Raw genomic sequence first — 23,390 nt, 5'->3', positions numbered from 1 at the left:
AACGGATGTCCCAGCTCACTCTCCTGATCCAGCAATACGGCGTCATCCTCGTCTTCGGCACCGTGCTGCTGGAGCAGTTCGGCCTGCCGATTCCCGCCTTTCCCGTGCTGATCCTGGCCGGGGCGATGGCGGTCGACGGCGGCGCCAGCTGGCAGCTGTGCCTGGCGGCCGTGCTGCTGGCCTGCCTGATCTGCGACTATTTCTGGTTCAGCGCCGGGCGCTACTACGGCAAGCGCGTGCTGCGCCTGCTGTGCCGCATTTCGCTGTCGCCCGATTCCTGCGTCAACCAGACCGAAGACCGCTTCCGCCGCTACGGTCCGAAATCCCTGCTGGTCTCGAAATTCGTCCCCGGCTTCAATACCATCGCCGCGCCGATGTCCGGCGCGCTCGGCACGCGCACGCGCGCCTTCCTCGGCTTTTCGGCCAGCGGCGCGCTGCTCTGGGGCGGCACCGGCATCGCGCTGGGCGCCATCTTCCACGACAGCGTCGACGGCATCCTGGCCATGCTCGACACCATGGGCAGCGCCGCGCTGATGGTGCTGGCCGGGCTGCTGGCCCTGTTCGTCGTCTATAAATATGTGGAGCGCCGGCGCCACCGCGCCACGCTCGCCATACCGCGCATCGCCATTGCCGAACTCAAGGCGCTGATGGAAGGCGGGCACGATCCCCTGATCATCGATGCGCGCAGCGTCACCGCCCAGGCGCTCGAGCACGCCATTCCCGGTGCGTTGCTGTACAACAGCTGCGAGCCGGGTCAATTGATGGCCAGCCTCGACAAGGACCGCCACATCGTCGTCTATTGCAGCTGTCCGAACGACGTCACGGCGGCGCAGGTGGCCAAGGCGTTCCTGGCCAACGGTTTTCACCGCACCCGTCCGCTGCATGGCGGGCTCGACGCCTGGCATGCGCACCATGCCCGGCCGGAGGGAGCGCAGCCGGCGCCGTGCTGAGGCCCCGCGTAGTCGTACTACTTGACTCGCTGCGGCTAATCGACACATAGGTAGGGCAACTCTGTACCTAAACTACAAAATCTTCTTGTAAGTCAGCAAAGAAATCCAGTAAGCTTGGACATCCCCAGCCTTATGTCCTGCAATGACTGCTTCTCTGCCTGCACACTCCGCTTCCCACGCCGCGTCTTTCGATAGCGCCCGCCTGCTGGCCGACGTCGGCGGCACGAATGCGCGCTTCGCGCTCGAGCTGGCGCCGGGCAGCTTCGAGGCGGTGCAGGTGCTGGCCTGCGGCGACCATGCGAGCTTTGCCGACGCCATGCGCGCCTACCTGGCCTCGCCGGAAGTGGCTGCCTTCGGCAAGGTCGAGCATGCGGCGGTGGCGATTGCGAATCCCGTCGATGGCGACCGGATCCGCATGACCAATCACCACTGGCAATTCTCGATCGAGGCCGTGCGTCGCGAAGTAGGGCTGCAGACATTGTTGGTGGTCAACGATTTCTATGCGCTGGCGCGCTCGCTGCCGCACCTGGGCGAAGGCGACAAGGTGCAGGTCGGCGGCGGCAGTCCGCGCGCCGGCGCGCCGCTCGGCCTGCTGGGTGCGGGCACGGGCCTGGGCGTGTCGGGCCTGATCCCGGCCGGCGACAGCTGGACCGCGCTCAACAGCGAAGGCGGGCACGTCACCTTTTCGCCGGCCAACGAACTCGAGGTCGCGGTGCTGCAATACGCCTGGCGCGAGTTCGAACACGTCTCGGCCGAGCGCTTCCTGTCCGGCGCCGGCGTCGAACTGATCTACCGCGCACTGGCGCACGTGCAGGGCCTGGCGCTGGAACCGTTGGCGGCGCCGGAAATCTCGCGCCGCGCGCTGGCCGGGGAGTGCGAGCTGTCGAAGCAGGTGCTCGAGGTCTTCTGCGGCATGCTCGGCACCGTGGCCGGCAACCTCGCCGTGACGCTGGGCGCGCAGGGCGGCGTCTACATCGGCGGCGGCATCGTGCCGCGCCTGGGCGAACGCTTCGCCGCTTCGCCTTTCCGCAGCCGCTTCGAACAGAAGGGCCGCTTCGCTTCCTACCTGGCCGGGGTGCCGACCTACGTCATCACTGCCGAATATCCGGCTTTCCTTGGCGTGTCCGCCGTTTTGGCCGAAAAACTGTCGGCTTAAGGCCAATGCCGGGCGCGCACCCTTGCGCAAGTGGCCCGACCTGGGTTTTATCGGTTACAATGGCCCGCAGTTGGAAGAAACGACGTCGATTGCTGTCATGGTACGCGCACCTCGAAGCCGCGTGACACGTCCGCGTTTCGCTGAATAATCACCTGTGGCTGTCCGCCTGGCACGCGGAGAGCACTGTGGCCGGGTCCTGTCCCGCCACCGTTATTGCGCCCGCCGCGTCCAAGCGCGGGCCACTGATTCCAGTTTTAGCGAGCAGCACCGCGAACCGCGTCGGCGTGATGGCCTGCGCTGCGCCGACTCCGGCCAGCCGCTGCCCGCCGATCGCGTATTTGTTTGAACGTTTCCTGGCCCCGGGCCTGACGACATCGAGAATGAAGACTGATGAGGCCAAGCGGGTCCTCGAGACCGCCTTGCTATGCGCGCGCGAGCCGATGTCGCTGCACGGCATGAAGAAGCTGTTTGCCGACGTCGACGCCAATGGGCGCATGCTCGGCACGCCGGTCGGGCTCGATACGATCAAGCTGCTGCTCGAGGAATTGCGCCACGACTGGCAGGACCGCGGCATCGAGATCGTCAGCCTGGCCTCGGGCTGGCGCTTCCAGAGCCGCCCCGAGATGAAGCAATATCTCGACCGCATCACGCCGGAAAAGCCGCCCAAGTATTCGCGGGCAACGCTGGAAACGCTGGCGATCATCGCCTACCGCCAGCCGGTCACGCGCGGCGACATCGAGGAGATCCGCGGCGTCGCGGTGAACTCGCAGACGATCAAGATGCTGGAAGACCGCGGCTGGATCGACGTCGTCGGCCACCGCGAAGTGGTCGGACGGCCGGCCCTGCTGGGCACGACGAAGCAGTTCCTGGACGACCTCGGCCTGGCATCGCTGGGGCAATTGCCTCCACTTGAGAGCATTGCCGATGCCCAGGACGGGCGCAGCCTGGAGGCGCTGGAAGCGGCCCTGCAACAGAATTTCGAAAAGACGGACGCAGCGGCGGACGTCGAAGAAGAACAAACTACTTCACCCGTTGAAGTCCCGATACACGACCCGCAACCGGCCTACGGCGTGGACAGGGTCGACAACAACGAAACCAATGATGAATCCTACTGACACCGATACCACGCCTGGCGCACCTGGCCAGGACGAGGCGGCCAAGCCGAAGCGCCGCACCAAGGCGGCCGCACCGAAGGCCGCGCCTGCTGCCGATGCTGCGCCGGCCGCAGCGCCGACCGTAGAGAAGCCGAAACGCCGCACCAAGGCTGCAGCCGCAGCCGAGGCCGCCGCACCGGCAGCCGCCGAAGTTGCTGCGCCTGCCGCCGCGCCTGTTGCCGACCTCAAGCCGGCCCGCAAGCCGCGCGCCGCCAAGGCCAAGCCGGCCGCCGAGGCGCCGGCCCCGGCCCAGGCGATGGAAACCTGGCCGCAGCCGTCCGCCGCGCCTGCAGTCGCTCCGACGACGGACAACATGGCCGCCGCCGATACGCCGCGTCAGGAACGGAACCAGGCCGACGGCCAGCGCAAGCCGCGCGGTCCGCGCCAGATGCGCGAGCAGCGCGCCGGCCGCGAAGCGCGCCAGCCAGCTGTCGCCCAGGACCAGGCAGCCGATGCGGCGCCGGTCCAGGCACAGGGCGAGCAGGGCGGCGAAGTCCGCCGCGAACAGCGTCAGGGCAAGGGCAAGAACAAGAATGGCAAGAACGGCCAGCGCAACGCGCAGCAGGGCGGCCAGCAAGCCGGCCAGCAAGGCCAGCAAGGCCGTCAGCAGGGCGGCAAGCAGCATGCCAAAGGCAAGGGCAAGGGCGGTAAACCAAACGACGCCGACGCCGTGTTCTCCTTCGTCACCTCGGATGCCTTCGACGCCAACGAAGGCGGCCAGGGCCAGCAGAAGTCGAAGCCGGCACGGCGCGACCTGACCGCGGACGATGACGCGCCGAAGCTGCACAAGGTGCTGGCCGAAGCCGGCCTCGGCTCGCGCCGCGACATGGAAGAACTGATCGTCGCCGGCCGCGTGTCGGTCAACGGCGAGCCGGCCCACATCGGCCAGCGCATCCTGCCGACCGACGCCGTGCGCATCAACGGCAAGCTGATCCAGCGCCGCGTCAACAGCAGCAAGCCGCCGCGCGTGCTGGTGTACCACAAGCCGGCCGGCGAAATCGTCAGCCACGACGACCCGGAAGGCCGTCCATCGGTATTCGACCGCCTGCCGACCATGAAGACCGGCAAGTGGCTGGCCGTCGGCCGTCTCGACTTCAACACCGAGGGCCTGCTGCTGTTCACGACCTCCGGTGACCTGGCCAACCGCCTGATGCACCCGCGCTACAACATCGACCGCGAATACGCCGTGCGTACGCTGGGCGAGCTGGAAGAAGGCATGCGCCAGAAGCTGCTGGCCGGCGTCGAGCTGGAAGACGGCCTGGCCAACTTCACCAAGATCGCCGATGGCGGCGGCGAGGGCATCAACAAGTGGTACCGCGTGGTGATCGGCGAAGGCCGCAACCGCGAAGTGCGCCGCATGTTCGAAGCAGTCGGCCTGACCGTCTCGCGCCTGATCCGTACCCGCTACGGCGCCATGACCCTGCCGTCGGGCCTGAAGCGCGGCCGCTGGGAAGAGCTGGAAGAAAACGACGTGCGCAACTTCATGGCCGCCTTCGGCATCGAGAAGAAGGGCGGCGGCGCCGATCAGGGCAAAGGCGGCAAGGGCGGCAAGGGCGCCCAGCAGGCCGATCCGCGCCGTTCGGACGGCAATCGCATCGACCGCGCCGACGCCAACCGCAACGTCGATCCGTTCGGCCCGCCGGTGGCGCGCGCCGGCGTGCCGCCGCGCGGTGGTGTTGCGGCGCCGATGGGGCGTCCTGCGGGTGGCAAGGGCCGCGGCAATGCCGGCGGCTTCGGCGGCGGCTCGGGCCGCCCGGGCAGTGGCGGCAGCAGCCGTCCGAAGCAGCCGGATCCGCTGCAGACGACCTTCGGCTTTGCCGGCACGGGCGGCGGTGGCCGTCGCGGCGGCCAGGGTCCGCGCGGTTCCGAGCACGGCCTGCCGCGCCGCGGTCGTCGGGGTTGATGGCACGCCGCCGTCGCCGGTTATTGCCCGCGACGGCGGTGCACCGTAGGGTAGGCATGCCCACGCGTTAACAACGGTTGAATTTCGGCGCCATGTCCTTATGTAAGGGACCTGGCTCGCCGCTAGCTCTATGCCGATGTTGAACGCGTGGGCATGCCCGGTGAACCTGTCACTGAGGCCATTGGCCTCAGTGACCCCGTACGTTACGCAACGGTTCCGGGGTGAAATCAGGCGCCAAGGATTCATTGTGTTCCCGATACCGCCTGTTTTTGCTTTGATAACGTGCGCGGCCGTTGTTTGCTTGCTCATAAAATGGTATGTCGATTGCAGCACGCCCTCGAATACGTTATAATTTGCAGCCTAATCGAAGTCCTTCCCCAGTATTAATTTGGTGCAAGTGCTTACATCTGGTTGGGTTGTGAATACAAAAAGATGGGCAGATGCCCATTTTTTTTTTGGTAAAACGTTTTAACGCCCTTGGAGAAGTGTCGTGCAGCAGTTTGATTTGATCGCCAAGACAGTGTCTGGCCTGGGCTACGAGCTCGTTGATGTCGAACGGGGCGAGCGCGGGGTTCTACGCGTGTTTATCGATTTCCCGGCTGCAGTCGCGGAAGAAAAGGGCTTGATTACCGTCGAGGACTGCGCAACGGTGAGCCACCAGTTGTCGCACATGCTGACGGTGGAGAACGTCGATTACGAGCGTCTCGAGATTTCGTCGCCCGGACTGGACCGCCCGGTGCGCACCCTGGCCGATTTCGAGCGCTTCGCCGGCCACGAATGCACGGTGAAGCTGCGCGTCGCCATGCCGGGCACCGCGAACCGGAAGACCTATACGGGCATCCTGGTCGCGCCGGAAGGCGACAAGATCGGTCTGGAATTTGAAGGTAAAGATGGGCCGGCGTTGTTGGAATTTACGCTGGCCGAATTGGACAAGGCACGCTTGGTGCCGCAGGTGGATTTTAGGAGTCGCAAAGCATGAGTCGCGAAATTTTGTTACTGGTTGATGCGCTTGCGCGCGAAAAAAACGTCGATAAGGAAGTGGTGTTCGGGGCGCTCGAATTCGCCCTGGCCCAGGCCACGAAAAAACGCTATGAAGGCGAGGTCGACATTCGCGTGAGCATCGATCGCGACACGGGCGAATTCGAAACCTTCCGCCGCTGGCACGTGGTGCCGGACGAAGCCGGCCTGCAGCTGCCGGACCAGGAAATCCTGCATTTCGAAGCGAAAGAGCAGATCGCCGACATTGAAGTCGACGAATACATCGAAGAGCCGGTGGAATCGGTCGAGTTCGGCCGCCGCTTCGCCCAGGACACCAAGCAAGTCGTCCTGCAGCGCGTGCGTGACGCCGAGCGCGAGCAGATCCTGCAAGACTTCCTCGAGCGCGGCGATTCGCTGGTCACCGGCACCATCAAGCGCATGGAACGCGGCGACGCGATCGTCGAGTCGGGCAAGATCGAAGCCCGCCTGCCGCGCGACCAGATGATCCCGAAGGAAAACCTGCGCATCGGCGACCGCGTCCGTGCCTACATCCTGCGCGTGGACCGCAATATGCGCGGCCCGCAGGTGATCCTGTCGCGCACCGCGCCGGAATTCATCATGAAGCTGTTCGAGCTGGAAGTGCCGGAAATCGAGCAGGGCCTGCTGGAAATCAAATCGGCGGCCCGTGACGCCGGCGTGCGCGCCAAGATCGCGGTCTTCACCAGCGACAAGCGCATCGACCCGATCGGCACCTGCGTCGGCATGCGAGGTTCGCGCGTCCAGGCCGTCACCGGCGAGCTGGGCGGCGAGCGCGTCGACATCGTGCTGTGGTCGGACGATCCGGCCCAGTTCGTGATCGGCGCCCTGGCGCCGGCGAACGTGTCGTCAATCATGGTCGACGAAGAAAAGCACGCGATGGACGTCGTGGTCGACGAAGAGAACCTGGCGATCGCGATCGGCCGTTCGGGCCAGAACGTGCGCCTGGCCTCGGAACTGACCGGCTGGAAGATCAACATCATGACGGCCGAGGAATCGGCCAACAAGGTGGCCCAGGAAACGGCGGCAATCCGTTCGCTGTTCATGGAAAAGCTGGACGTCGACCAGGAAGTGGCCGACATCCTCGTCGAGGAAGGTTTCTCGAGCCTGGAAGAAATCGCCTACGTGCCGATTTCGGAAATGCTGGAAATCGAATCCTTCGACGAAGAGACCGTGAACGAACTGCGCACCCGTGCCCGTGACGCCCTGGTAACTGAAGCAATCGCTTCGGAAGAGGGTCTGGAAGGCATGGAAGAGGAGCTGGTCAACCTCGAAGGCATGGACCGCACGACTGCCGGCAAGCTTGGTCTTGCAGGCATCAAGACGGTGGAAGCCTTCGCCGGCCTGGCCTACGACGAATTCGGCGCCATCCTGGCCCTGTCGTCGGACCGCGCCCGTGAACTGATCAAGAGTGAATTTAATGATGTGACCGACGATGAGATGAAGCTGGTCGACAGCAAATATGATGACCGCGCCAAAGCGCTGCAGGCGAAAGCCTGGAGCCTGGCAGAAACGGCCAAGGCGTAATTTGCAAATCTTTATCATCTCCGCGACACATAGAAAAGAGGACTGAATGGCGAGTAACAACGTAGCCCAATTTGCCACCGAACTGAAGATGCCTGCAGACTTGCTGCTGACGCAGCTGCGTTCTGCCGGCGTCGAAAAAAGTTCGACGTCAGATCCCTTGTCAAAGGATGATAAGGACAAGCTGCTGAACCACCTGCGCCGTACCCACGGTGCGGGCGAATCGACCGAGAAGAAGAAGATCACGGTCACCCGCAAGGAAACCAGCGAGATCAAGCAGGCTGACGCCTCGGGCAAGTCGCGCACGATCCAGGTCGAAGTGCGCAAGAAGCGCACCTTCGTCCAACGTGACGACCCGGCCCCGGCCGCCCCTGTCGCGCCGACCGAACCGGTCATCGACGCCGCCGAAATCGCTCGCCGCGAGGAAGAGGCACGCCGCCACGCCGAGCTCGTCGCCCGCCAGGAAGCGGACCTGCGCGAAAAGCAGGAACGCCTGGCCAAGCTCGAAGCCGAGCGCGCCGAGCAGGCCAAGGCCGAGGAAGAGCAGGCCAAGCGCGATGCCGCCGAAGCCGCCAAGCGCGACGCCGCCGCCGCAGCTGCCGCCAACTCGGCCGCGGGCGAGCAGGCCAAGCAGGCCGCAGCCGCCGAGGCCAAGCAGAAAGCCGACGAAGCCGCCAAGGCAGCCGCGGAGCGCGCCGCCGCCACCGAGCGTGCGCGCAAGGCCGTGGCCGACGAAGTGGCACAGATCAAGCTGATGATGGCGCAGCCGCGCCGCGTGATCAAGGCGCCGGAACCTGTTCCTGCGCCGGTCGCCGCCAAGCCGGCCGCACCCGCCGGCACGCTGCACAAGCCTGCCGACAAGAAGCCGGCCGACGGTACCGCTGCCAAGCCGGGCGACAAGAAGCCGGGCGACAAGAAGTCGATCAAGTCGGCGAATGTCTCCTCGACCTGGTCGGACGATGCCAAGAAGCGTGGCGCGCCGGGCGGCGGCAAGGGCCGTGGCGCCCCGAGTGCGCCGAGCGGTCGCGATGGCTGGCGTGCGGGTGGCCGCAGCGGTGGCCGCCGTGGTTCGCATAACGAGGACCGCGAAAGCAACTTCCAGGCGCCGACCGAGGCGATCGTCAAGGACGTCCACGTTCCTGAAACGATCACCGTGGCCGAACTCGCCCACAAGATGTCGGTGAAGGCGTCGGAAGTCATCAAGCAGCTGATGAAGCTGGGCCAGATGTGCACCATCAACCAGGTGCTGGACCAGGAAACCGCGATGATCGTGGTGGAAGAGATGGGCCATAAAGCCTTCGCTGCCGCCGAGGACGATCCGGAAGCGATCCTGGCCGACCAGGGCGAGCACGCCGAGTTCGAAGCGACCCCGCGCGCGCCGGTCGTGACCGTCATGGGTCACGTCGACCACGGTAAAACCTCGCTGCTGGACTACATCCGCCGTGCGAAAGTGGCGGCTGGCGAAGCCGGCGGCATTACCCAGCACATCGGTGCATACCACGTTGATACCCCGCGCGGCATGATCACCTTCCTGGATACCCCGGGCCACGAGGCGTTCACCGCCATGCGTGCCCGTGGTGCCAAGGCAACCGACATCGTCATCCTGGTGGTGGCGGCGGACGACGGCGTGATGCCGCAGACGAAGGAAGCAATTGCTCACGCAAAAGCTGCCGGCGTGCCACTCGTCGTCGCGATCAACAAGATCGACAAGCCGGGTGCCAATACCGACCGCGTCACCCAGGAACTGGTGGCCGAAGGCGTGGTGCCGGAAGAATACGGCGGCGATTCGCCGTTCGTGCCGGTGTCGGCAAAAGTCGGTACCGGTATCGACGACCTGCTCGAGCAAGTGCTGCTGCAGGCCGAAGTGCTGGAACTGAAGGCGCCGGTCGGTTCGCCGGCCCGTGGCCTGGTGGTCGAATCCCGTCTGGACAAGGGCCGCGGCCCGGTCGCGACGATCCTGGTGCAATCGGGTACCCTGCGCCGCGGCGACGTGGTGCTGGCCGGTTCGGCTTACGGCCGTGTCCGTGCGATGCTGGACGAGAACGGCAAGGCGATCGCCGAAGCCGGTCCATCGATCCCGGTCGAGATCCAGGGCCTGACCGAAGTGCCGGCTGCCGGCGAAGAAGTCATGGTCATGGCCGACGAGCGCAAGGCGCGTGAAATCGGTCTGTTCCGTCAAGGTAAGTTCCGCGACGTGAAGCTGGCCAAGCAGCAGGCGGCGAAGCTGGAAAACATGTTCGACCAGATGGCCGAGGGCGAGGTGAAGAACCTGCCGCTGATCATCAAGACGGACGTGCAGGGTTCGCAGGAAGCGCTGGTCGGTTCGCTGCAGAAGCTGTCGACCTCGGAAGTGCGCGTGCAGGTCGTCCATGCGGCGGTCGGCGGCATCACCGAGTCGGACGTCAACCTGGCGGTCGCCTCGAAGGCAGTCATCATCGGCTTCAACGCCCGTGCCGACGCCCAGGCGCGCAAGCTGGCCGAAGCGAACGGCGTCGACATCCGTTACTACAGCATCATTTACGATGCGATCGACGAAATCAAGACGGCACTGTCGGGCATGCTGGCTCCGGAAAAGCGCGAGACCATCACGGGTCAGGTCGAGATTCGCCAGGTCATCCTGGTCTCGAAAGTCGGCGCGATCGCGGGCTGCCTGGTCACCGATGGCGTGGTCAAGCGTACCTCGTCGGTCCGCCTGCTGCGCAACAACATCGTCGTCTGGACCGGCGAGATCGACTCGCTCAAGCGCTTCAAGGACGATGCGAAAGAAGTGCGCGCCGGCCTCGAGTGCGGCCTGTCGCTGAAGAACATGAACGAAATCCAGGTCGGCGACGTTCTGGAAGTGTTCGAAGTGACGGAAGTGGCTCGTACGCTGTAAATTAAAGCGCGACCAAAAAGCGCCATCCGCCGGGCATGATTGCCTAGCCGATGGCGCTTTTTTACTGTTAGCTGCGGTGCACCGTAGGGTGGACTCCTGAGTCCACGCGTTTGCGCACCTTGCGTCGCGTCACCGTACGCCCCCGCCGCACACTTAGATGTACCATCGTCAGAAAAAACCAAAGTAATTACCATGGCAAAACACAGCAAAACCATCCCCCAGCGCGGCCTGCGCGTCGCCGACCAGATCCAGAAAGACCTGTCGGAACTGATCGCCTTCGAGCTGAAGGACCCGCGCGTCGGCATGATCACGCTGACCGAAGTGCAGCTCACGCCCGACTACGCCCACGCCAAGATCTACTTCACCGTGCTGAAGGACAGCAAGGAAGAAGTGAAGCAGACGCTGGAAGGCCTGAACAAGGCGGCCGGCTACCTGCGCAACATGCTCGGCAAGCGCCTGCACATCCATACGCTGCCGCAACTGCACTTCATGCACGACACCTCGACCTCGCGCGGCCTGCAGATGTCGGCCCTGATCGACCAGGCCAACGCCGTGCGCGCCGCCGACTTCGGCCAGGACGAGTCTGACGCCGACAAAGACGCCCAGTGAACGCCCGCCCGCAAAAAAAGCCGCGTGACCTGGTCGACGGCGTCCTGCTGCTCGACAAGCCGGTCGGCCTGTCCTCGAACGACGCCCTGATCAAGGCCAAGCGCGTGATGAACGCGAAAAAGGCCGGCCACACCGGCACCCTCGATCCCTTCGCCACCGGCCTGCTGCCGCTGTGCTTCGGCGAGGCGACCAAGTTCTCGCAAGACCTGCTGGAAGCCGACAAGACCTACGAGGCGACGGTCCACCTCGGCATCATGACGAACACCGGCGACACCGAAGGCGAGGCCATCGAGACGCGCGAGGTCGACGTCACGCTCGAGCAGATCGAAGCGGCGCTGGCGCGTTTCCGCGGCCCGATCCTGCAGGTGCCGCCGATGTATTCGGCCCTCAAACGCGACGGCAAGGCACTGTACGAATATGCGCGCGAAGGCATCACGCTGGAACGCGAAGCGCGGCCGGTGACGATTCACGGGCTGGAACTGATCGGCTACGAAGCGCCGATGCTGAAGATCCGGGTCACCTGCAGCAAGGGCACCTACGTGCGCGTGCTGGGCGAGGACATCGGCGCCGCGCTCGGCACCGGCGCCCACCTGAACGCGCTGCGCCGCATCCAGGTCGGCGCGTTGACGGCAGACGCGATGATCACGCTGGAAGACCTGCAGGCGCATGCCGAACCGCTGTCGATGCTGGCGCCGGTCGATGCGCTGCTGTCGAGCTTCCCGTCGGTCCAGCTGACGCCGGAACTGGCGAAGCGCTTCCTGAACGGCCAGCGCCTGGCGCTGGGCAAGGAATCGGTCATGGTGCCGCAAGAGCTGGGCAGGGTGCGCGTCTACCACGAGGGCAAGCTGCTTGGGACTGCAAACCTCCAGGAGTACGCGATCCTGGCGCCCGAACGGCTGATCGCTGCAACGTAAGGTGGGCGGGTCTCCCGCCCACGCGTTCGACCAGAGCAAGAACAACGCGGCGATATTTCACCCGCTGCTTGGACGCGTGGGCGGGAAACCCGCCCACCTTACATATCTCCGGGAGTCGGTCAAAACGTGCCAAAACGGCTGCAAAAGCCTTGGAAACCCAGCAACTCGTTGAAAATACGGGCCTTTTCACAAGGCGGTCACATGAAACCTGCTATACTACGCGGTTTCCGAAATTGGCTGCATCGGACACCTCCGCGAGTTCATCCGCAAATCACGCAAATCACGCTGAAAATACATGTCAAATACCAAACGCGCAATTCGTAATATTGCAATCATCGCCCACGTTGACCACGGCAAGACCACCCTGGTCGACCAGCTGCTCCGTCAGTCCGGCACCTTCCGTGAAAACCAGGCGGTGGACACCCGCGTGATGGACTCGAACGACCTCGAAAAAGAACGCGGCATTACGATTCTGTCGAAGAACTGCGCTGTCGAGTACGAAGGCACCCACATCAACATCGTCGACACCCCGGGCCACGCCGACTTCGGCGGCGAAGTGGAACGCGTGCTGTCGATGGTCGACTCGGTGCTGCTGCTGGTCGATGCGCAGGAAGGCCCGATGCCGCAGACCCGCTTCGTGACCCGCAAGGCGCTGGCCCTGGGCCTCAAGCCGATCGTCGTCGTCAACAAGATCGACCGTCCGGGCGCGCGCGCCGACTGGGCGATCAACCAGACCTTCGAACTGTTCGACAAGCTCGGCGCCACCGACGAGCAGCTGGACTTCCCGATCGTCTACGCCTCGGGCCTGAACGGCTACGCCGGCATGGACGAAAGCGTGCGCGGCGGCGACATGAAGCCGCTGTTCGACGCCATCCTGAAGTACGTGCCTGTGCGCGACGACAACCCGGACGGCCCGCTGCAGATGCAGATCACCTCGCTCGACTACTCGTCGTACGTCGGCAAGATCGGCATCGGCCGCGTCAACCGTGGCCGTGTCAAGACCGGCCAGGACGTCGTCGTCCTGAACGGACCTGATTCGACCCCGATCCGCGGCCGCATCAACCAGGTGCTGAACTTCAAGGGCCTGGAGCGCGTGCTGGTCGATGAAGCCGTCGCCGGCGACATCTGCCTGATCAACGGTATCGAAGAAATCGGCATCGGTTCGACCGTCTGCGCGGCCGACGTGCCGGAAGCGCTGCCGATGCTGACCGTCGACGAGCCGACCCTGACCATGAACTTCATGGTCAACAACTCGCCGCTGGCCGGCCGCGAAGGCAAGTTCGTCACCAGCCGCCAGCTGCGCGAACGTCTCGAGCGCGAACTGAAGGCCAACGTCGCACTGCGCGTCTCGCCGACCGACGACGACACCACCTTCGAAGTCTCGGGCCGCGGCGAACTGCACCTGACGATCCTGCTGGAAAACATGCGCCGTGAAGGCTTCGAGCTGGCCGTGTCGCGTCCGCGCGTGGTCTACAAGATGGTCGATGGCGTGCGCCACGAGCCGTACGAAAACCTGACCGTCGACGTCGAAGAAGCCAACCAGGGCGGCGTCATGGAAGAACTGGGCCGCCGCCGTGGCGACCTGCAGAACATGGAATCGGACGGCAAGGGCCGTGTTCGTCTGGAATACCTGATCCCGGCACGTGGCCTGATCGGCTTCCAGGGCGAATTCATGACCCTGACCCGCGGCACCGGCCTGATGAGCCACGTGTTCCACGAGTACGCACCGGTCGACAACAGCAAGGGCGAACTCGCCGGCCGCCGTAACGGCGTGCTGATCTCGCAGGACGACGGCGCCGCCGTCGCCTACGCGATCTGGAAACTGCAGGACCGCGGCCGCATGTTCGTCGAGCACAACACCCCGGTGTACGAAGGCATGATCATCGGCATCCACTCGCGCGACAACGACCTGGTCGTCAACCCGATCAAGGGCAAGCAGCTGACCAACGTGCGTTCGTCGGGTACCGACGAAGCAGTGCGCCTGGTGCCGCCGATCCAGATGTCGCTCGAATACGCCGTCGAGTTCATCGAGGACGACGAACTGGTCGAGATCACGCCGAAGTCGATCCGTCTGCGCAAGCGTTACCTGAAAGAGCACGAGCGCAAGAAGGCGTCGCGCGAAGCGTAATATAAACGCGGGATATTAAGTCCCGCGTTGTCGAAAACCGCTGTCACCGCATGCGAATGCGGGGCAGCGGTTTTTTTCGTTCCGGCGGTCGGCGGCAGGCTCATCCGTGTGCCGGATTTCGGACCGGGTCGCTAAGATGGGTCCATGCGCATCCTCTGGACCTACCTGCAACCCCATTGGCGCCTCGGCCTGCTGGCCCTGGTCTTCGCCGGCATCGCCCAGGTGCTGGCCCTGGTCGACCCGATCATCTTCGGGCGCATCATCGACCACGTCACCACGCGTCATGCAGGCGATGCCAACCCGATGCCTTACGTAATGCGCCTGCTGGGCCTGGCCGTACTGGTCGCTGTGCTGTCGCGCCTGGCAAAGGCCTTGCAGGAATACGTGACGCGCCTGGTCGTGCAGAAGCTGGGCGTGGCGATTTTCAACGACGGCCTGCGCCACCTGATGCGCTTGCGATTCCAGGAATTCGAGGACTTGCGCAGCGGCGAAATGCTTTCCTTGCTGCAGAAGGTGAGGGCGGACAGCGAGCGCCTGATCAATACTTTCATCAACACGGCTTTCGCAGCGCTGGTCGGTGTCAGCTTCCTCGCGTGGTATGCGGTGACCAAGCACTGGCTGCTGGTGCCCGTGTTCCTGGTCGGCGTTCTGGTGCTGGGTGGGCTGACGGGTTTGCTCTCCCGCGAGATCAAGACCCAGCAGCGCTCGATCACGCGCGAGACCAATCGCAATTCCGGCTTCATCACGGAGTCGTTGCGTAATATCGAACTGATCAAAAGCCTGGGCCTGACCTTTCCCGAAATACGGCGCCTGCGCAGCCAGACCGATGCGATCTTCGCGCTCGAGATGGAGAAGGTGAAACGGATCCGCCTGCTGTCGTTTTTGCAGGGCTCGACGCTGAGTCTTTTAAAACTGGCGATCCTGTTCGCGCTGCTGTGGCTGATCTTCCGCGACGTTCTCTCGACCGGCGAACTGATCGCGATGCAGTTCATCTCGGTATCGATCTTCGCGCCGCTGCAGGAGCTGGGCAACATCATCCTGGCGCACCGCGAGGCCGAGGCCTCGCTGCTGAATTTTAAAAACCTGATGGACAAGCCGGTCGAGCGCCGGCCGTCCGATCCGGTCGAGATCGGGCCGCTCACCGAGCTGCGTTTCGACGCCGTGCGCTTCCGCCACAAGGGCGCGCCCGAAGATGCATTGGCCGGCGTCTCGTTCGCGGCAACGCTGGGGCAGACGGTCGCCTTCGTCGGGCCGTCGGGCTCGGGCAAGTCGACGCTGGTGAAACTGCTGGTCGGGCTGTACACGCCGGCCGGCGGGGAGGTCTCATATAACGGCGTGCGCACCACCGACCTGCGCTACAACCGGGTGCGCCGGCAGATCGGTTTCGTCACGCAGGAAACCTATCTGTTCGCGGGGACGATCCGCGACAACATCCGCTTCGTGAAGACCGACGCGACCGACGAGGAGATCGTGGCCGCGATGCAGCAGGCGTCCTGCGCCTACCTGCTGGAACGTTCGCCGGAGGGACTGGACACCGTGATCGGCGAGCGCGGCATGAAGCTGTCGGGCGGCGAGAAGCAGCGATTGTCGATCGCGCGGGCGCTGGTGCGCCAGCCGGCGCTGCTGATTTTCGACGAGGCGACTTCGGCGCTCGATTCGATTACCGAGGAGCAGATCACGAATACGGTGCGCGAGATCTCGCGGCGCGCGGCGCAGATGACGATCCTGATCGCGCACCGGCTGTCGACGGTGATGCATGCGGATACGATCTTCGTGCTGGAGAAGGGGAGGATTGTCGAGAGCAGTACGCATGGCGAGCTGCTCGAGGCGCGGGGATTGTATTACGCGATGTGGCGGCAGCAGATCGGGGAGCGGCCGGGACCGGTGAGCGAGGGCGTAGCAAATGCGGGCGGCGATACCGCGTGGGCACGGAGTGCCCACCCTACGGGTAACGGCGGATCGTAGGGTGGGCACTCCGTGCCCACGCGGGTTCGGCCGTCGATCAGCCGTACCGCCCATCGCAATCCTTAACGCAGGCCGAGCAGCGCCAGCACGCGCTCGCGGCTGACCCCGACCAGCGCCGAGGTAATCGCCAGCAGCGACTCGTAATCGTGGCTGGCCGCGGTGCTGGCGAAATCCTGCGCCGAGATGGCGAGATCGGCAGCGCTCAGTTCCGACTGGGCGGCGCGCATGGTAGCGGCGCTCAGTGCCGCGCTGGCCGCATCCTGCGAGCGGCGCACGCGTTCCAGCGCCTGCACCACTTCGCGCAGGCTCTGGCGCAAGGCTTCGGCATTGCCGGTGCCGATGTCCTGCAGCTTCAGGTCCGGGGCGACCGCTTCCGTCGCGGCGCGGCCGCGGCCGGAAATGGCGATGTTGTCGCGCACGCCGGGCCAGTTGGCTTCGGCGGTGGCGAATTCGATGCGGTTCTGCTTGTCCAGGCCGGCGCGCACGCCGACCGGGGCCAGGGTGCGGTCCAGGCGCGCGGCGATCTCTTCGGCCGTCATGCCGGGCTCGAAATTGGCCGCCAGCTGCGGGCCGCCGGCGCCGCCCACCGAAAAGGCGAGCGACAGCGGCGCGGCCGACTGCAGCGTGGCCACGTCCAGGCCCTGGATGCGGAAACGCTGCTGGGCCGGTGCGCCGTCCGAGAACTCGAGCTGGGCGTCGACCGAGCCGCCGGCCTGGGCGCTGCGGGCGGCGATCGATGCGCCGAGCTGGCGCGCGCGCGCTTCGAGGTCGCGCGCGCCGCTCTTCATGCCGGCGATCTTCGCGCTCAGCGCGGCCTTCACCGATTCGAGCTGGGCGGCGACGCGGTCGAGGTATTCGCGCGCCTGCTGGGCGCTGGCGACGTCGCTCTGCAGGCGGCTGTCCCAGTTGGCCGGGCTGCGGCGCTGCGGCGCCTGCAGGGCCGGGCGCGCGGGGACGCGGGCATCGGGCGCGGCGTCTTGCGGCGTCTCGACGCGCACCGGCGCCGGCACGGTCTTGGCCGGGCCGACGCCGTTACCCGGGTTGACCGGGGTATTGACTGGAAGCGTGGTGGAAGCGGTGCGAAGCGTGGTGTCCATCGATTACAGGGCAGAGAACAGGGACAGCGTGCCGATCCGGCTATACGCCTTGTAGGTCGCTTGCAGGGCGGTCGAGTAGCCGTTCAGCTCGGTGGCGGCGACGCCCATGTCGAGCTGGCCGATGTCGGTGATGGCCATCTGGTTCGACAGGCTGACGTTACCATGGTTGGCGTCGAGCGTGTCGAGGATATTCTGCTTGCCGCCGAGCACGGCGATCTTGCCGGACACCAGGTCGAGTGCTTCGTCGAAGCCGCTCAGGTTGTCTTCCAGAACGGAGCGGGTGGCCGGGTCGTTGACGTTCAGGCTGGCGCCGCCGAGCAGGGCGATGGTCGCATCCAGGCGGTTCAGCAGCTTCTCCATGCCCTTGACGTTGTCGTTCGCGACCTGGGTCAGGCCGTTGCCGACCACGACGCGCTGTTCGTTGACGTTGCCCGCGTAGCTATAGCGCGCGCCCGCAGCCGCACCGGCGTTGTAGGCGATCGGCGCCGTCGCCGTGTTGGTGCCCGAGAAGACGTAGCGGCCTTCCTGGTCGACCGAATTGGCGCTGAACAGCAGGCCGTCGCGCAGGGCCTCGAGCGGCTTGACCATGGCTTTCAGGTCGTCCGGCGTGTTGCTGCCGTCGAGCGCCCAGACGATCTGGTCGCGGCCGGCCGAAATGTCGTTGACCATGCTGCCGAGATAACCCTCGTTCTTCGACAGCCGGATCTTGATCGAGGCGATGTTGTCGCGGTACTGGGTGATGGCCGCTTCCTCGCGCTGCAGGCGCGACAGGCGCACGCTGTCGACCGGATCGTCCGAGGGCACGGAGATGCGCTTGCCCGTCGCCATCTTCTGGGTCAGGTTGCTCATGTGCTCCTGGTTCAGCTGGAGCGACTTGTTCATGTTCGATTGGTACTGGGCGGTGGCGATGCGCATGATAATTCCTTAACCCATCATCGCCAGCGTGGCGTCGAACAGGGAATTGGCGACCGACATGACTTTCATGTTGGCCTGGTACATGTTCTGGTATTCGACGAGGTTGACGGCTTCCTCGTCCTGGTTGACGCCGCTCGTGGCCTGCCAGTCGTCGAGCGCATGGGTGCGCATGGTCTCGGCGGTGGCCAGCGCTGCCTGGTTCTGCTGGCTCAGCACGCCGAGCTTGCCGACCAGCTGGGTGTCGGCGTCGCTCAGCAGCACCGTGCCGAGGCCCGTGACGCTGACGGTCTGGCTGTTGATGCCGACGAGTTTCAGCAGGTTGCCGGTGTCGCCCTGGGTGCCGTCGCTGGAGAAGGCGAGGCCGGTCGGCTCCATGCCGGGGGCGATGGTGAGCATGTTGGTCGCGCCCGCCGTGTAGACGAACAGCGGCTTGCCCGGGCTGCCGTCCATGGCGTAGCCGGCCGTCAGCTGGGTATTGATCTTGTCGGATAACTGGCGCGCAATGTCGGCCACGCCCTGCTGCATCGGACGCAGCGTGTCCTGTTCGTACACGGTCAGGCCGCCCAGCTGGCCGCCGAGCTTGGCCGCATCGAGGCCGAAGGTGGTCGAGGCAAATTCGAGTTTGAAGGTCTGGGCGCCGACGCCGCCGACAGCCTTCAGTTCGCCGGCGACATTGCCGATCACCAGCGCCTGGCCGGTCCTGAGCGAGACGTCGCGCACGCCGCCCGGCTGGTCCGACACTTCCAGCGCCATCTGGCCGGCCAGCTCGTCGATCGCGAGGTCGCGGGCGTCGATCAGGCTTGATGCCGGCGCGCCGACGGCGTTGGCCTGGGTGATGCGCGCGTTCAGGGCGGCGATCTTGCTGATGTTGGCGTTGGCCGCGTCGACGATCGCGCTGCGCTGCTGGCTGACCGATTGCTGCTGGGCGTTGTAGACGTTGTTCAGGCTGTTGAAGCGCTGGGCCAGCAGGCCGCCGGCGGTCAGCACCTGCTGGCGCAGCGGGGTCGAGGTAGCGTTGTCGCCGGCGACCGCGTTGAGCGACGCGAAGAACTGGTCGACCGCGACCGACAGGCTGGCCGTGTCGTCGCCCATCACGCGCTCGAGCTGCGTCAGGTAGGGTTGCGTTTGCGAATACTGGCCGGTCTCGCTGGCTGCGCGCCACATCTGCTGGCTTTTATAGCCATCCGAGAAGCGCAGCAGCGAGCTGACCTGCACGCCATTGCCGACGGCCTTGCCGCTGGCATCCGCACCGACGGCCGACAGCAGCGCCGCCTGGCGCGTATAGCCTTTGGTTTGCAGGTTGGCGATGTTCTGGCTGGATGCCGACAGCGCCATCTGCGAAGCAAGCGCGCCCGACAGGGCGTTGGTCATGATGGTCATGGAGGTCTTTCTGAAGAAACAGGGGCCTACCGTAGATAGGCGACCAGTTGCTGGAGAATATTAAGTATTGCCGGGAGTAATTTTTGTCGGCACGAGCTGGCGCAGGATCGCATCGGCCACGCCGAAGGCGCGCTGGCCGGCCATCTGCTTCGACAGGATGCCGTCGGCCATGTCCTGCATGTCCTGGTTGACCTTGTCCTTGAAAACGCTGTCCTCGTCGGCCATCTCGCGCGTGGTGGCGCGCATGTCCTTCAGCATTTGCGAGATGAAGAAGCTTTCGAACTCGACGGCGGCCTTGGTTGCCTTGGCCAGGTAGGCGGCATCTTCCGACGCAGGGGCCACGGCATCGGTCTTGGCGCCGTTGGCCTGCGGCTGCAGGGGATTCAGGGCGATCGAGCGGTCCATCAGATCACCACCAGTTCGCCTTCGATGGCGCCGGCCTGGTCGAGCGCCTGCAGGATTGCCATGATGTCGTCCGGGGATGCGCCCAGGCTGTTGACCACGTCGATGATGGTTTGCAGCTTGGCGCCGGCCGGCCACTTGAACATCTGGCGGCCGCCGCCCTGGTCGACCGACAGCTGCGACTGCGGCGTCACCGCGGTCTGGCCGCGCGACAGCGGGCCGGGCTGGCTGACGTTCGAGGATTCGGAAATCACGACCTTCAGCGAACCGTGGGTGACGGCGGCCGATTTCACGCGCAGGCCTTCGGCAATCACCACGGTGCCGGTGCGCGAATTGAACACGACCTTCGGCACTTCGACGCCGGCTTCCACGTTCAGGGCGTTCAGCTTGGCGACAAAAGCGACGCGCGCGGTCGGGTCGGACGGGGCGACGACTTCGACGCTGGTGCCGTCGGCGGTGGTCGCGACCGGGCCGAAGCGGCGGTTGATCGCTTCCACGACATTGGTCGCGGTCTCGAAATGCGGGTGGCGCAGGCGCAGCAGCACTTGCGGGCGGGTGGCGAAGTCGGTGGCGATTTCGCGCTCGATCATGGCGCCGTTGGGGATGCGGCCGGTGGTCGGGGTGTTGACGGTCACCGAGGAGCCGCTCTTGCCGGAGGCCGAGAGGCCGCCGACCACCAGGTTGCCCTGGGCCAGCGCATAGGTTTCGTTGTCGGCCGCGCGCATCTGGGTCAGCAGCAGGGTGCCGCCGCGCAGGCTTTTGGCGTCGCCCAGCGAGGAGACGGTAACGTCGATCGCCTGGCCGCGGCGGTAACCCGGCGGGAACACGGCCGAGACCATGACGGCGGCGACGTTCTTGTTCTTGGCGTCCTGGCCCTCGGGCAGCTTGACGCCGAATTGCTTGAGCATGTTCAGCACCGACTGGCTGGCGAACTTGACCTGGGTCGAGTCGCCGGAACCGTTCAGGCCGACCACGAGACCGTAGCCGACCAGCGGGTTTTCGCGCACGCCCTCGACACTGACCAGATTGCGCAGCGCCTGGGCGGCCTGCGCGGGCACAACCGCGCCAAGGGCGAGCGCGGCGGCAAAAATGATACGGTTTACGAGGGCAATGCGGCGAAACTGAATCATGTTGGTCCTAGATTAAAAGGGCATCAGCGGTCCGGTGAAGAAACGCGTGAGCCAGCCTGGTGAATTGGCATCGGCCAGCACGCCTTTCGCCGAGTAGGCGATGCGGGCATTGGCCACGCGCAGCGAAGACACCTGGTTGTCGGCGTCGACGTCGGCGGCGCGGATATAACCCTTCAGGCGGACGAATTCCTCGCCCTGGTTCAGGGTCATGTTCTTTTCGCCCGCCACGCGCAGCAGGCCGTTCGGCATCACTTCCTGCACGATCACGGTCAGCGCGCCGGACAGGGCGTTCTGCTGGGTGCTGGTCGAGTCGCCGGCGAAGCTGCGGTCGGCCGTCACGTCGATGCCGGTCTTGCCGAAGGTTTTACCAAGGGCGCCCAGCGGCGCGATGCCGACCGAGGAACCCTTGTTGAAACTGGTGCCGGCGCGCTTGCTCGCCTGCGTCGTTTCCTGGAGGATCACGGTGACCACGTCGCCGACGCGGTAGGCGCGTGCATCCGAGGTCAGCGACAGCGCGTCGCTGCTGAAGACGCCGCCGGAGACGCCGCGTGCGGCTGCACGCGTGACCGGAACCGGTGCTTCGTCGGCAACTTGCGCGATCGGCGCCTTGGAAGCACAACCGGCCAGCAACAAGATGATAGTTGCCGTGAGGCTAGAACGGATCATTATCGGGCTGCCTGCGCGAGGTATTGCAGCATATTGTCGGCAGCCGACAACACTTTGGTATTCATCTCATAAGTCCGTTGTGCAGCGATCATGTCGACCATTTCTTCGACGACCTGCACGTTCGAACCTTCCAAAGCGCCTTGCTTCAGCTTGCCCAGTGCGCCGTCGCCCGGACGGCCTTCGGTCGGCGCGCCGCTGGCGGCGGTTTCGGAGAACAGGTTCTCGCCCAGGGCCAAGAGGCCGGCCGGGTTGACGAAGCCGGTCAGGGTGAGGGCGCCGATTTCGGTCGGCGCCGACTGGCCCGGCACGGTGGCCGAGACGGTGCCGTTTTCTGCGATGGTGATCGCGGTGGCGTTGTTCGGCACGGTGATCTGCGGCACCAGCGGCAGGCCCTGGGCGTTCACCAGGGTGCCGTTGGCGTCGACCTGCAACTGGCCGGCGCGGGTGAATGCCGCGTCGCCGTTCGGGCGGCGCACCTGCAGGAAGCCGTTGCCGGAGATGGCGACGTCGAGCTGCTGGCTGGTGGTCTGGATCGAACCATTCGTAAATACTTTCTGCGTGCCGACCAGGCGCGTACCGTTACCGAGCTGGACGCCGTTCGAGACGGTGTTGTCGGCGCTTTGCGCGCCCGGCTGGGCGTCGACCTGGTAGTGCAGGTCTTCGAACACGACGCGGTCGCGCTTGAAGCCGACGGTGTTGACGTTGGCCAGGTTGTTGGCGATCGCCTGCAGCTTGGCGTCCTGCGCCTGCACGCCGGTCTTGCTGATCCACATTGCTGGATTCATGAATTCTCCTTGAGCGCGGCAGAAATGCGCCGCTTATAAGTTTCCGGACGTAATCATGCCGGATGCGACGCGGGTTTTAAGCGCCGAGAAGACGGTTTCCCGCCTCGTTCATCTTGTCACTGGCCTGGAACAGCTTCATCTGCATTTCGAAGCTGCGGTTCAGGGCCATGGTCGCGACCATCTCTTCGACGGCCGACACGTTGCTGCCTTCCAGGGCGCGCGAGCGCACGCTGATGTTGGCGTCCGCCGGCAGCGGGTCGCCATTGCGCGACACGATCAGGCCGGCTTCGTTCTTGGTCAGCTCCGGACCTTCGCCGGTCACCAGGCGCAGCTTGTCGATCACCTGCATCGTGGTCGCGCCTTCGGCCAGCACCGAGATCGTGCCGTCGGTGCCGATCTCTACCGCCGAGTGCGGCGGCAGCACGATGGCGCCGCCTTCGCCCAGCAGCGGACGGCCGGCCACGGACAAGGCACCGTCGGCGCCGATGTCGATCGCGCCGGCGCGGGTATAGGCTTCGTTGCCGCCGAATTCGACCGCGAAGTAGCCGTTGCCGTTGATGGCGACGTCGAGCGGGCGCCCGGTTTCGCGCACGGTGCCCGGCCTGGTCGAGATGGCGTCGGCCTGGGTGCGGGCCATGTGGACGTCGTCGTAGCCGTAGTTCACACCTGCGCCCAGCTGCTGGCTGGTCACCAGTTCCAGGTTGGCGCGAAAGCCCGGCGTGTCCATGTTGGCCAGGTTGTTGGCGTGGACCTGCTGGGCGCGCAGCGTGTGCTCGGCGCCGGAGACGGCGGTGAAGATCAGTTTATCCATGGAGCGGTAATC

General features: G+C 65.2%; 19 protein-coding genes. 11 read left to right on the top strand and 8 right to left on the bottom strand.

All coding sequences use genetic code 11. From position 1 onward, the window contains the following. Positions 1-5 precede the first annotated feature (5 nt). The 11 genes from ACFPQ5_RS01100 (at position 6) to ACFPQ5_RS01050 (ending at position 16,192) form a co-directional block, all read left to right on the top strand. A complete protein-coding gene (locus ACFPQ5_RS01100) occupies positions 6-950 on the top strand; it encodes a DedA family protein/thiosulfate sulfurtransferase GlpE (RefSeq protein WP_379751055.1) in 945 nt (314 codons plus the stop codon). A 142-nt stretch (positions 951-1,092) separates the two neighbouring features. After that, entirely contained in the window at positions 1,093-2,106 is a 1,014-nt protein-coding gene (locus ACFPQ5_RS01095; RefSeq protein WP_379751053.1) for a glucokinase, read from the top strand. Positions 2,107-2,486: 380 nt separating this feature from the next. After that, positions 2,487-3,221 (top strand): SMC-Scp complex subunit ScpB, encoded by a 735-nt coding sequence (gene scpB / locus ACFPQ5_RS01090; RefSeq protein WP_379751051.1) that lies wholly within the window; start codon positions 2,487-2,489, stop codon positions 3,219-3,221. Further along, positions 3,208-5,163: a 23S rRNA pseudouridine(2605) synthase RluB gene (rluB, locus tag ACFPQ5_RS01085; RefSeq protein ID WP_379751616.1), complete on the top strand. Its 1,956-nt coding sequence runs from the start codon at positions 3,208-3,210 to the stop codon at positions 5,161-5,163. The genes scpB and rluB overlap by 14 nt, the downstream gene beginning before the upstream one ends. Before the next feature lie 490 nt (positions 5,164-5,653). Beyond that, on the top strand, positions 5,654-6,142 hold the full coding sequence (rimP, locus tag ACFPQ5_RS01080) for a ribosome maturation factor RimP (RefSeq protein WP_379751049.1): 489 nt from the start codon (positions 5,654-5,656) through the stop codon (positions 6,140-6,142). Further along, a complete protein-coding gene (gene nusA, locus ACFPQ5_RS01075) occupies positions 6,139-7,704 on the top strand; it encodes a transcription termination factor NusA (RefSeq protein WP_379751047.1) in 1,566 nt (521 codons plus the stop codon). The genes rimP and nusA overlap by 4 nt, the downstream gene beginning before the upstream one ends. Positions 7,705-7,750: 46 nt before the next feature. Continuing rightward, complete coding sequence (infB, locus tag ACFPQ5_RS01070) at positions 7,751-10,576, top strand: translation initiation factor IF-2 (protein WP_379751045.1); 2,826 nt, start codon at positions 7,751-7,753, stop codon at positions 10,574-10,576. Between the two features lie 192 nt (positions 10,577-10,768). Continuing rightward, on the top strand, positions 10,769-11,185 hold the full coding sequence (gene rbfA / locus ACFPQ5_RS01065; RefSeq protein ID WP_379751043.1) for a 30S ribosome-binding factor RbfA: 417 nt from the start codon (positions 10,769-10,771) through the stop codon (positions 11,183-11,185). Next, complete coding sequence (gene truB, locus ACFPQ5_RS01060) at positions 11,182-12,099, top strand: tRNA pseudouridine(55) synthase TruB (RefSeq protein WP_379751041.1); 918 nt, start codon at positions 11,182-11,184, stop codon at positions 12,097-12,099. Before rbfA ends, truB begins: the two co-directional genes overlap by 4 nt. Before the next feature lie 295 nt (positions 12,100-12,394). After that, positions 12,395-14,227, top strand: a complete 1,833-nt coding sequence (gene typA / locus ACFPQ5_RS01055) for a translational GTPase TypA (protein WP_379751039.1) — start codon at positions 12,395-12,397, stop codon at positions 14,225-14,227. Positions 14,228-14,371: 144 nt separating this feature from the next. After that, positions 14,372-16,192 (top strand): ABC transporter ATP-binding protein, encoded by a 1,821-nt coding sequence (locus ACFPQ5_RS01050; protein ID WP_379751037.1) that lies wholly within the window; start codon positions 14,372-14,374, stop codon positions 16,190-16,192. Between the two features lie 62 nt (positions 16,193-16,254). Here ACFPQ5_RS01050 and ACFPQ5_RS01045 read toward each other — a convergent pair whose 3' ends face one another. From ACFPQ5_RS01045 to ACFPQ5_RS01010, 8 genes are all read right to left on the bottom strand, one after another. Continuing rightward, a complete protein-coding gene (locus tag ACFPQ5_RS01045; protein ID WP_379751035.1) occupies positions 16,255-17,289 on the bottom strand; it encodes a hypothetical protein in 1,035 nt (344 codons plus the stop codon). Positions 17,290-17,292: 3 nt separating this feature from the next. After that, entirely contained in the window at positions 17,293-18,204 is a 912-nt protein-coding gene (flgL, locus tag ACFPQ5_RS01040) for a flagellar hook-associated protein FlgL (protein WP_379751033.1), read from the bottom strand. Positions 18,205-18,213: 9 nt separating this feature from the next. Further along, positions 18,214-19,584 (bottom strand): flagellar hook-associated protein FlgK, encoded by a 1,371-nt coding sequence (flgK, locus tag ACFPQ5_RS01035; protein WP_379751031.1) that lies wholly within the window; start codon positions 19,582-19,584, stop codon positions 18,214-18,216. A gap of 60 nt (positions 19,585-19,644) precedes the next feature. Beyond that, positions 19,645-19,989 carry a rod-binding protein gene (locus ACFPQ5_RS01030; RefSeq protein ID WP_379751029.1) on the bottom strand — a complete coding sequence of 115 codons (345 nt, stop codon included), beginning with the start codon at positions 19,987-19,989 and terminating at the stop codon, positions 19,645-19,647. Continuing rightward, a complete protein-coding gene (locus tag ACFPQ5_RS01025; protein ID WP_379751027.1) occupies positions 19,989-21,116 on the bottom strand; it encodes a flagellar basal body P-ring protein FlgI in 1,128 nt (375 codons plus the stop codon). Before ACFPQ5_RS01025 ends, ACFPQ5_RS01030 begins: the two co-directional genes overlap by 1 nt. A 12-nt stretch (positions 21,117-21,128) precedes the next feature. Beyond that, the gene (gene flgH / locus ACFPQ5_RS01020) at positions 21,129-21,782 is read right to left on the bottom strand and encodes a flagellar basal body L-ring protein FlgH (RefSeq protein WP_379751025.1); all 654 of its coding nucleotides are present in this window, start codon (positions 21,780-21,782) and stop codon (positions 21,129-21,131) included. Beyond that, positions 21,782-22,567, bottom strand: a complete 786-nt coding sequence (gene flgG / locus ACFPQ5_RS01015) for a flagellar basal-body rod protein FlgG (RefSeq protein WP_379751023.1) — start codon at positions 22,565-22,567, stop codon at positions 21,782-21,784. The genes flgH and flgG overlap by 1 nt, the downstream gene beginning before the upstream one ends. 76 nt (positions 22,568-22,643) lie before the next feature. Next, the gene (locus ACFPQ5_RS01010) at positions 22,644-23,378 is read right to left on the bottom strand and encodes a flagellar basal body rod protein FlgF (RefSeq protein WP_379751021.1); all 735 of its coding nucleotides are present in this window, start codon (positions 23,376-23,378) and stop codon (positions 22,644-22,646) included. Positions 23,379-23,390: the final 12 nt, after the last annotated feature.

This window comes from Massilia suwonensis (genome assembly GCF_042655665.1).
GTDB lineage: Bacteria > Pseudomonadota > Gammaproteobacteria > Burkholderiales > Burkholderiaceae_D > Telluria > Telluria suwonensis.
Note: the sequence above shows the minus strand (reverse complement) of the source record. Positions and strands in the feature narration are given on the sequence as shown.

Excerpts from the sequence above, each read along its gene's own strand:
- nusA (WP_379751047.1), top strand. The coding sequence starts at position 6,139 with ATGAGTCGCGAAATTTTGTTACTGGTTGATGCGCTTGCGCGCGAAAAA.
- flgH (WP_379751025.1), bottom strand. The coding sequence starts at position 21,782 with ATGATCCGTTCTAGCCTCACGGCAACTATCATCTTGTTGCTGGCCGGT.
- ACFPQ5_RS01050 (WP_379751037.1), top strand. The coding sequence starts at position 14,372 with ATGCGCATCCTCTGGACCTACCTGCAACCCCATTGGCGCCTCGGCCTG.
- rbfA (WP_379751043.1), top strand. The coding sequence starts at position 10,769 with ATGGCAAAACACAGCAAAACCATCCCCCAGCGCGGCCTGCGCGTCGCC.
- ACFPQ5_RS01100 (WP_379751055.1), top strand. The coding sequence starts at position 6 with ATGTCCCAGCTCACTCTCCTGATCCAGCAATACGGCGTCATCCTCGTC.
- rluB (WP_379751616.1), top strand. The coding sequence starts at position 3,208 with ATGAATCCTACTGACACCGATACCACGCCTGGCGCACCTGGCCAGGAC.
- infB (WP_379751045.1), top strand. The coding sequence starts at position 7,751 with ATGGCGAGTAACAACGTAGCCCAATTTGCCACCGAACTGAAGATGCCT.
- typA (WP_379751039.1), top strand. The coding sequence starts at position 12,395 with ATGTCAAATACCAAACGCGCAATTCGTAATATTGCAATCATCGCCCAC.
- ACFPQ5_RS01045 (WP_379751035.1), bottom strand. The coding sequence starts at position 17,289 with ATGGACACCACGCTTCGCACCGCTTCCACCACGCTTCCAGTCAATACC.
- ACFPQ5_RS01030 (WP_379751029.1), bottom strand. The coding sequence starts at position 19,989 with ATGGACCGCTCGATCGCCCTGAATCCCCTGCAGCCGCAGGCCAACGGC.
- ACFPQ5_RS01095 (WP_379751053.1), top strand. The coding sequence starts at position 1,093 with ATGACTGCTTCTCTGCCTGCACACTCCGCTTCCCACGCCGCGTCTTTC.
- flgG (WP_379751023.1), bottom strand. The coding sequence starts at position 22,567 with ATGAATCCAGCAATGTGGATCAGCAAGACCGGCGTGCAGGCGCAGGAC.
- flgL (WP_379751033.1), bottom strand. The coding sequence starts at position 18,204 with ATGCGCATCGCCACCGCCCAGTACCAATCGAACATGAACAAGTCGCTC.
- ACFPQ5_RS01010 (WP_379751021.1), bottom strand. The coding sequence starts at position 23,378 with ATGGATAAACTGATCTTCACCGCCGTCTCCGGCGCCGAGCACACGCTG.
- ACFPQ5_RS01025 (WP_379751027.1), bottom strand. The coding sequence starts at position 21,116 with ATGATTCAGTTTCGCCGCATTGCCCTCGTAAACCGTATCATTTTTGCC.
- scpB (WP_379751051.1), top strand. The coding sequence starts at position 2,487 with ATGAAGACTGATGAGGCCAAGCGGGTCCTCGAGACCGCCTTGCTATGC.
- flgK (WP_379751031.1), bottom strand. The coding sequence starts at position 19,584 with ATGACCATCATGACCAACGCCCTGTCGGGCGCGCTTGCTTCGCAGATG.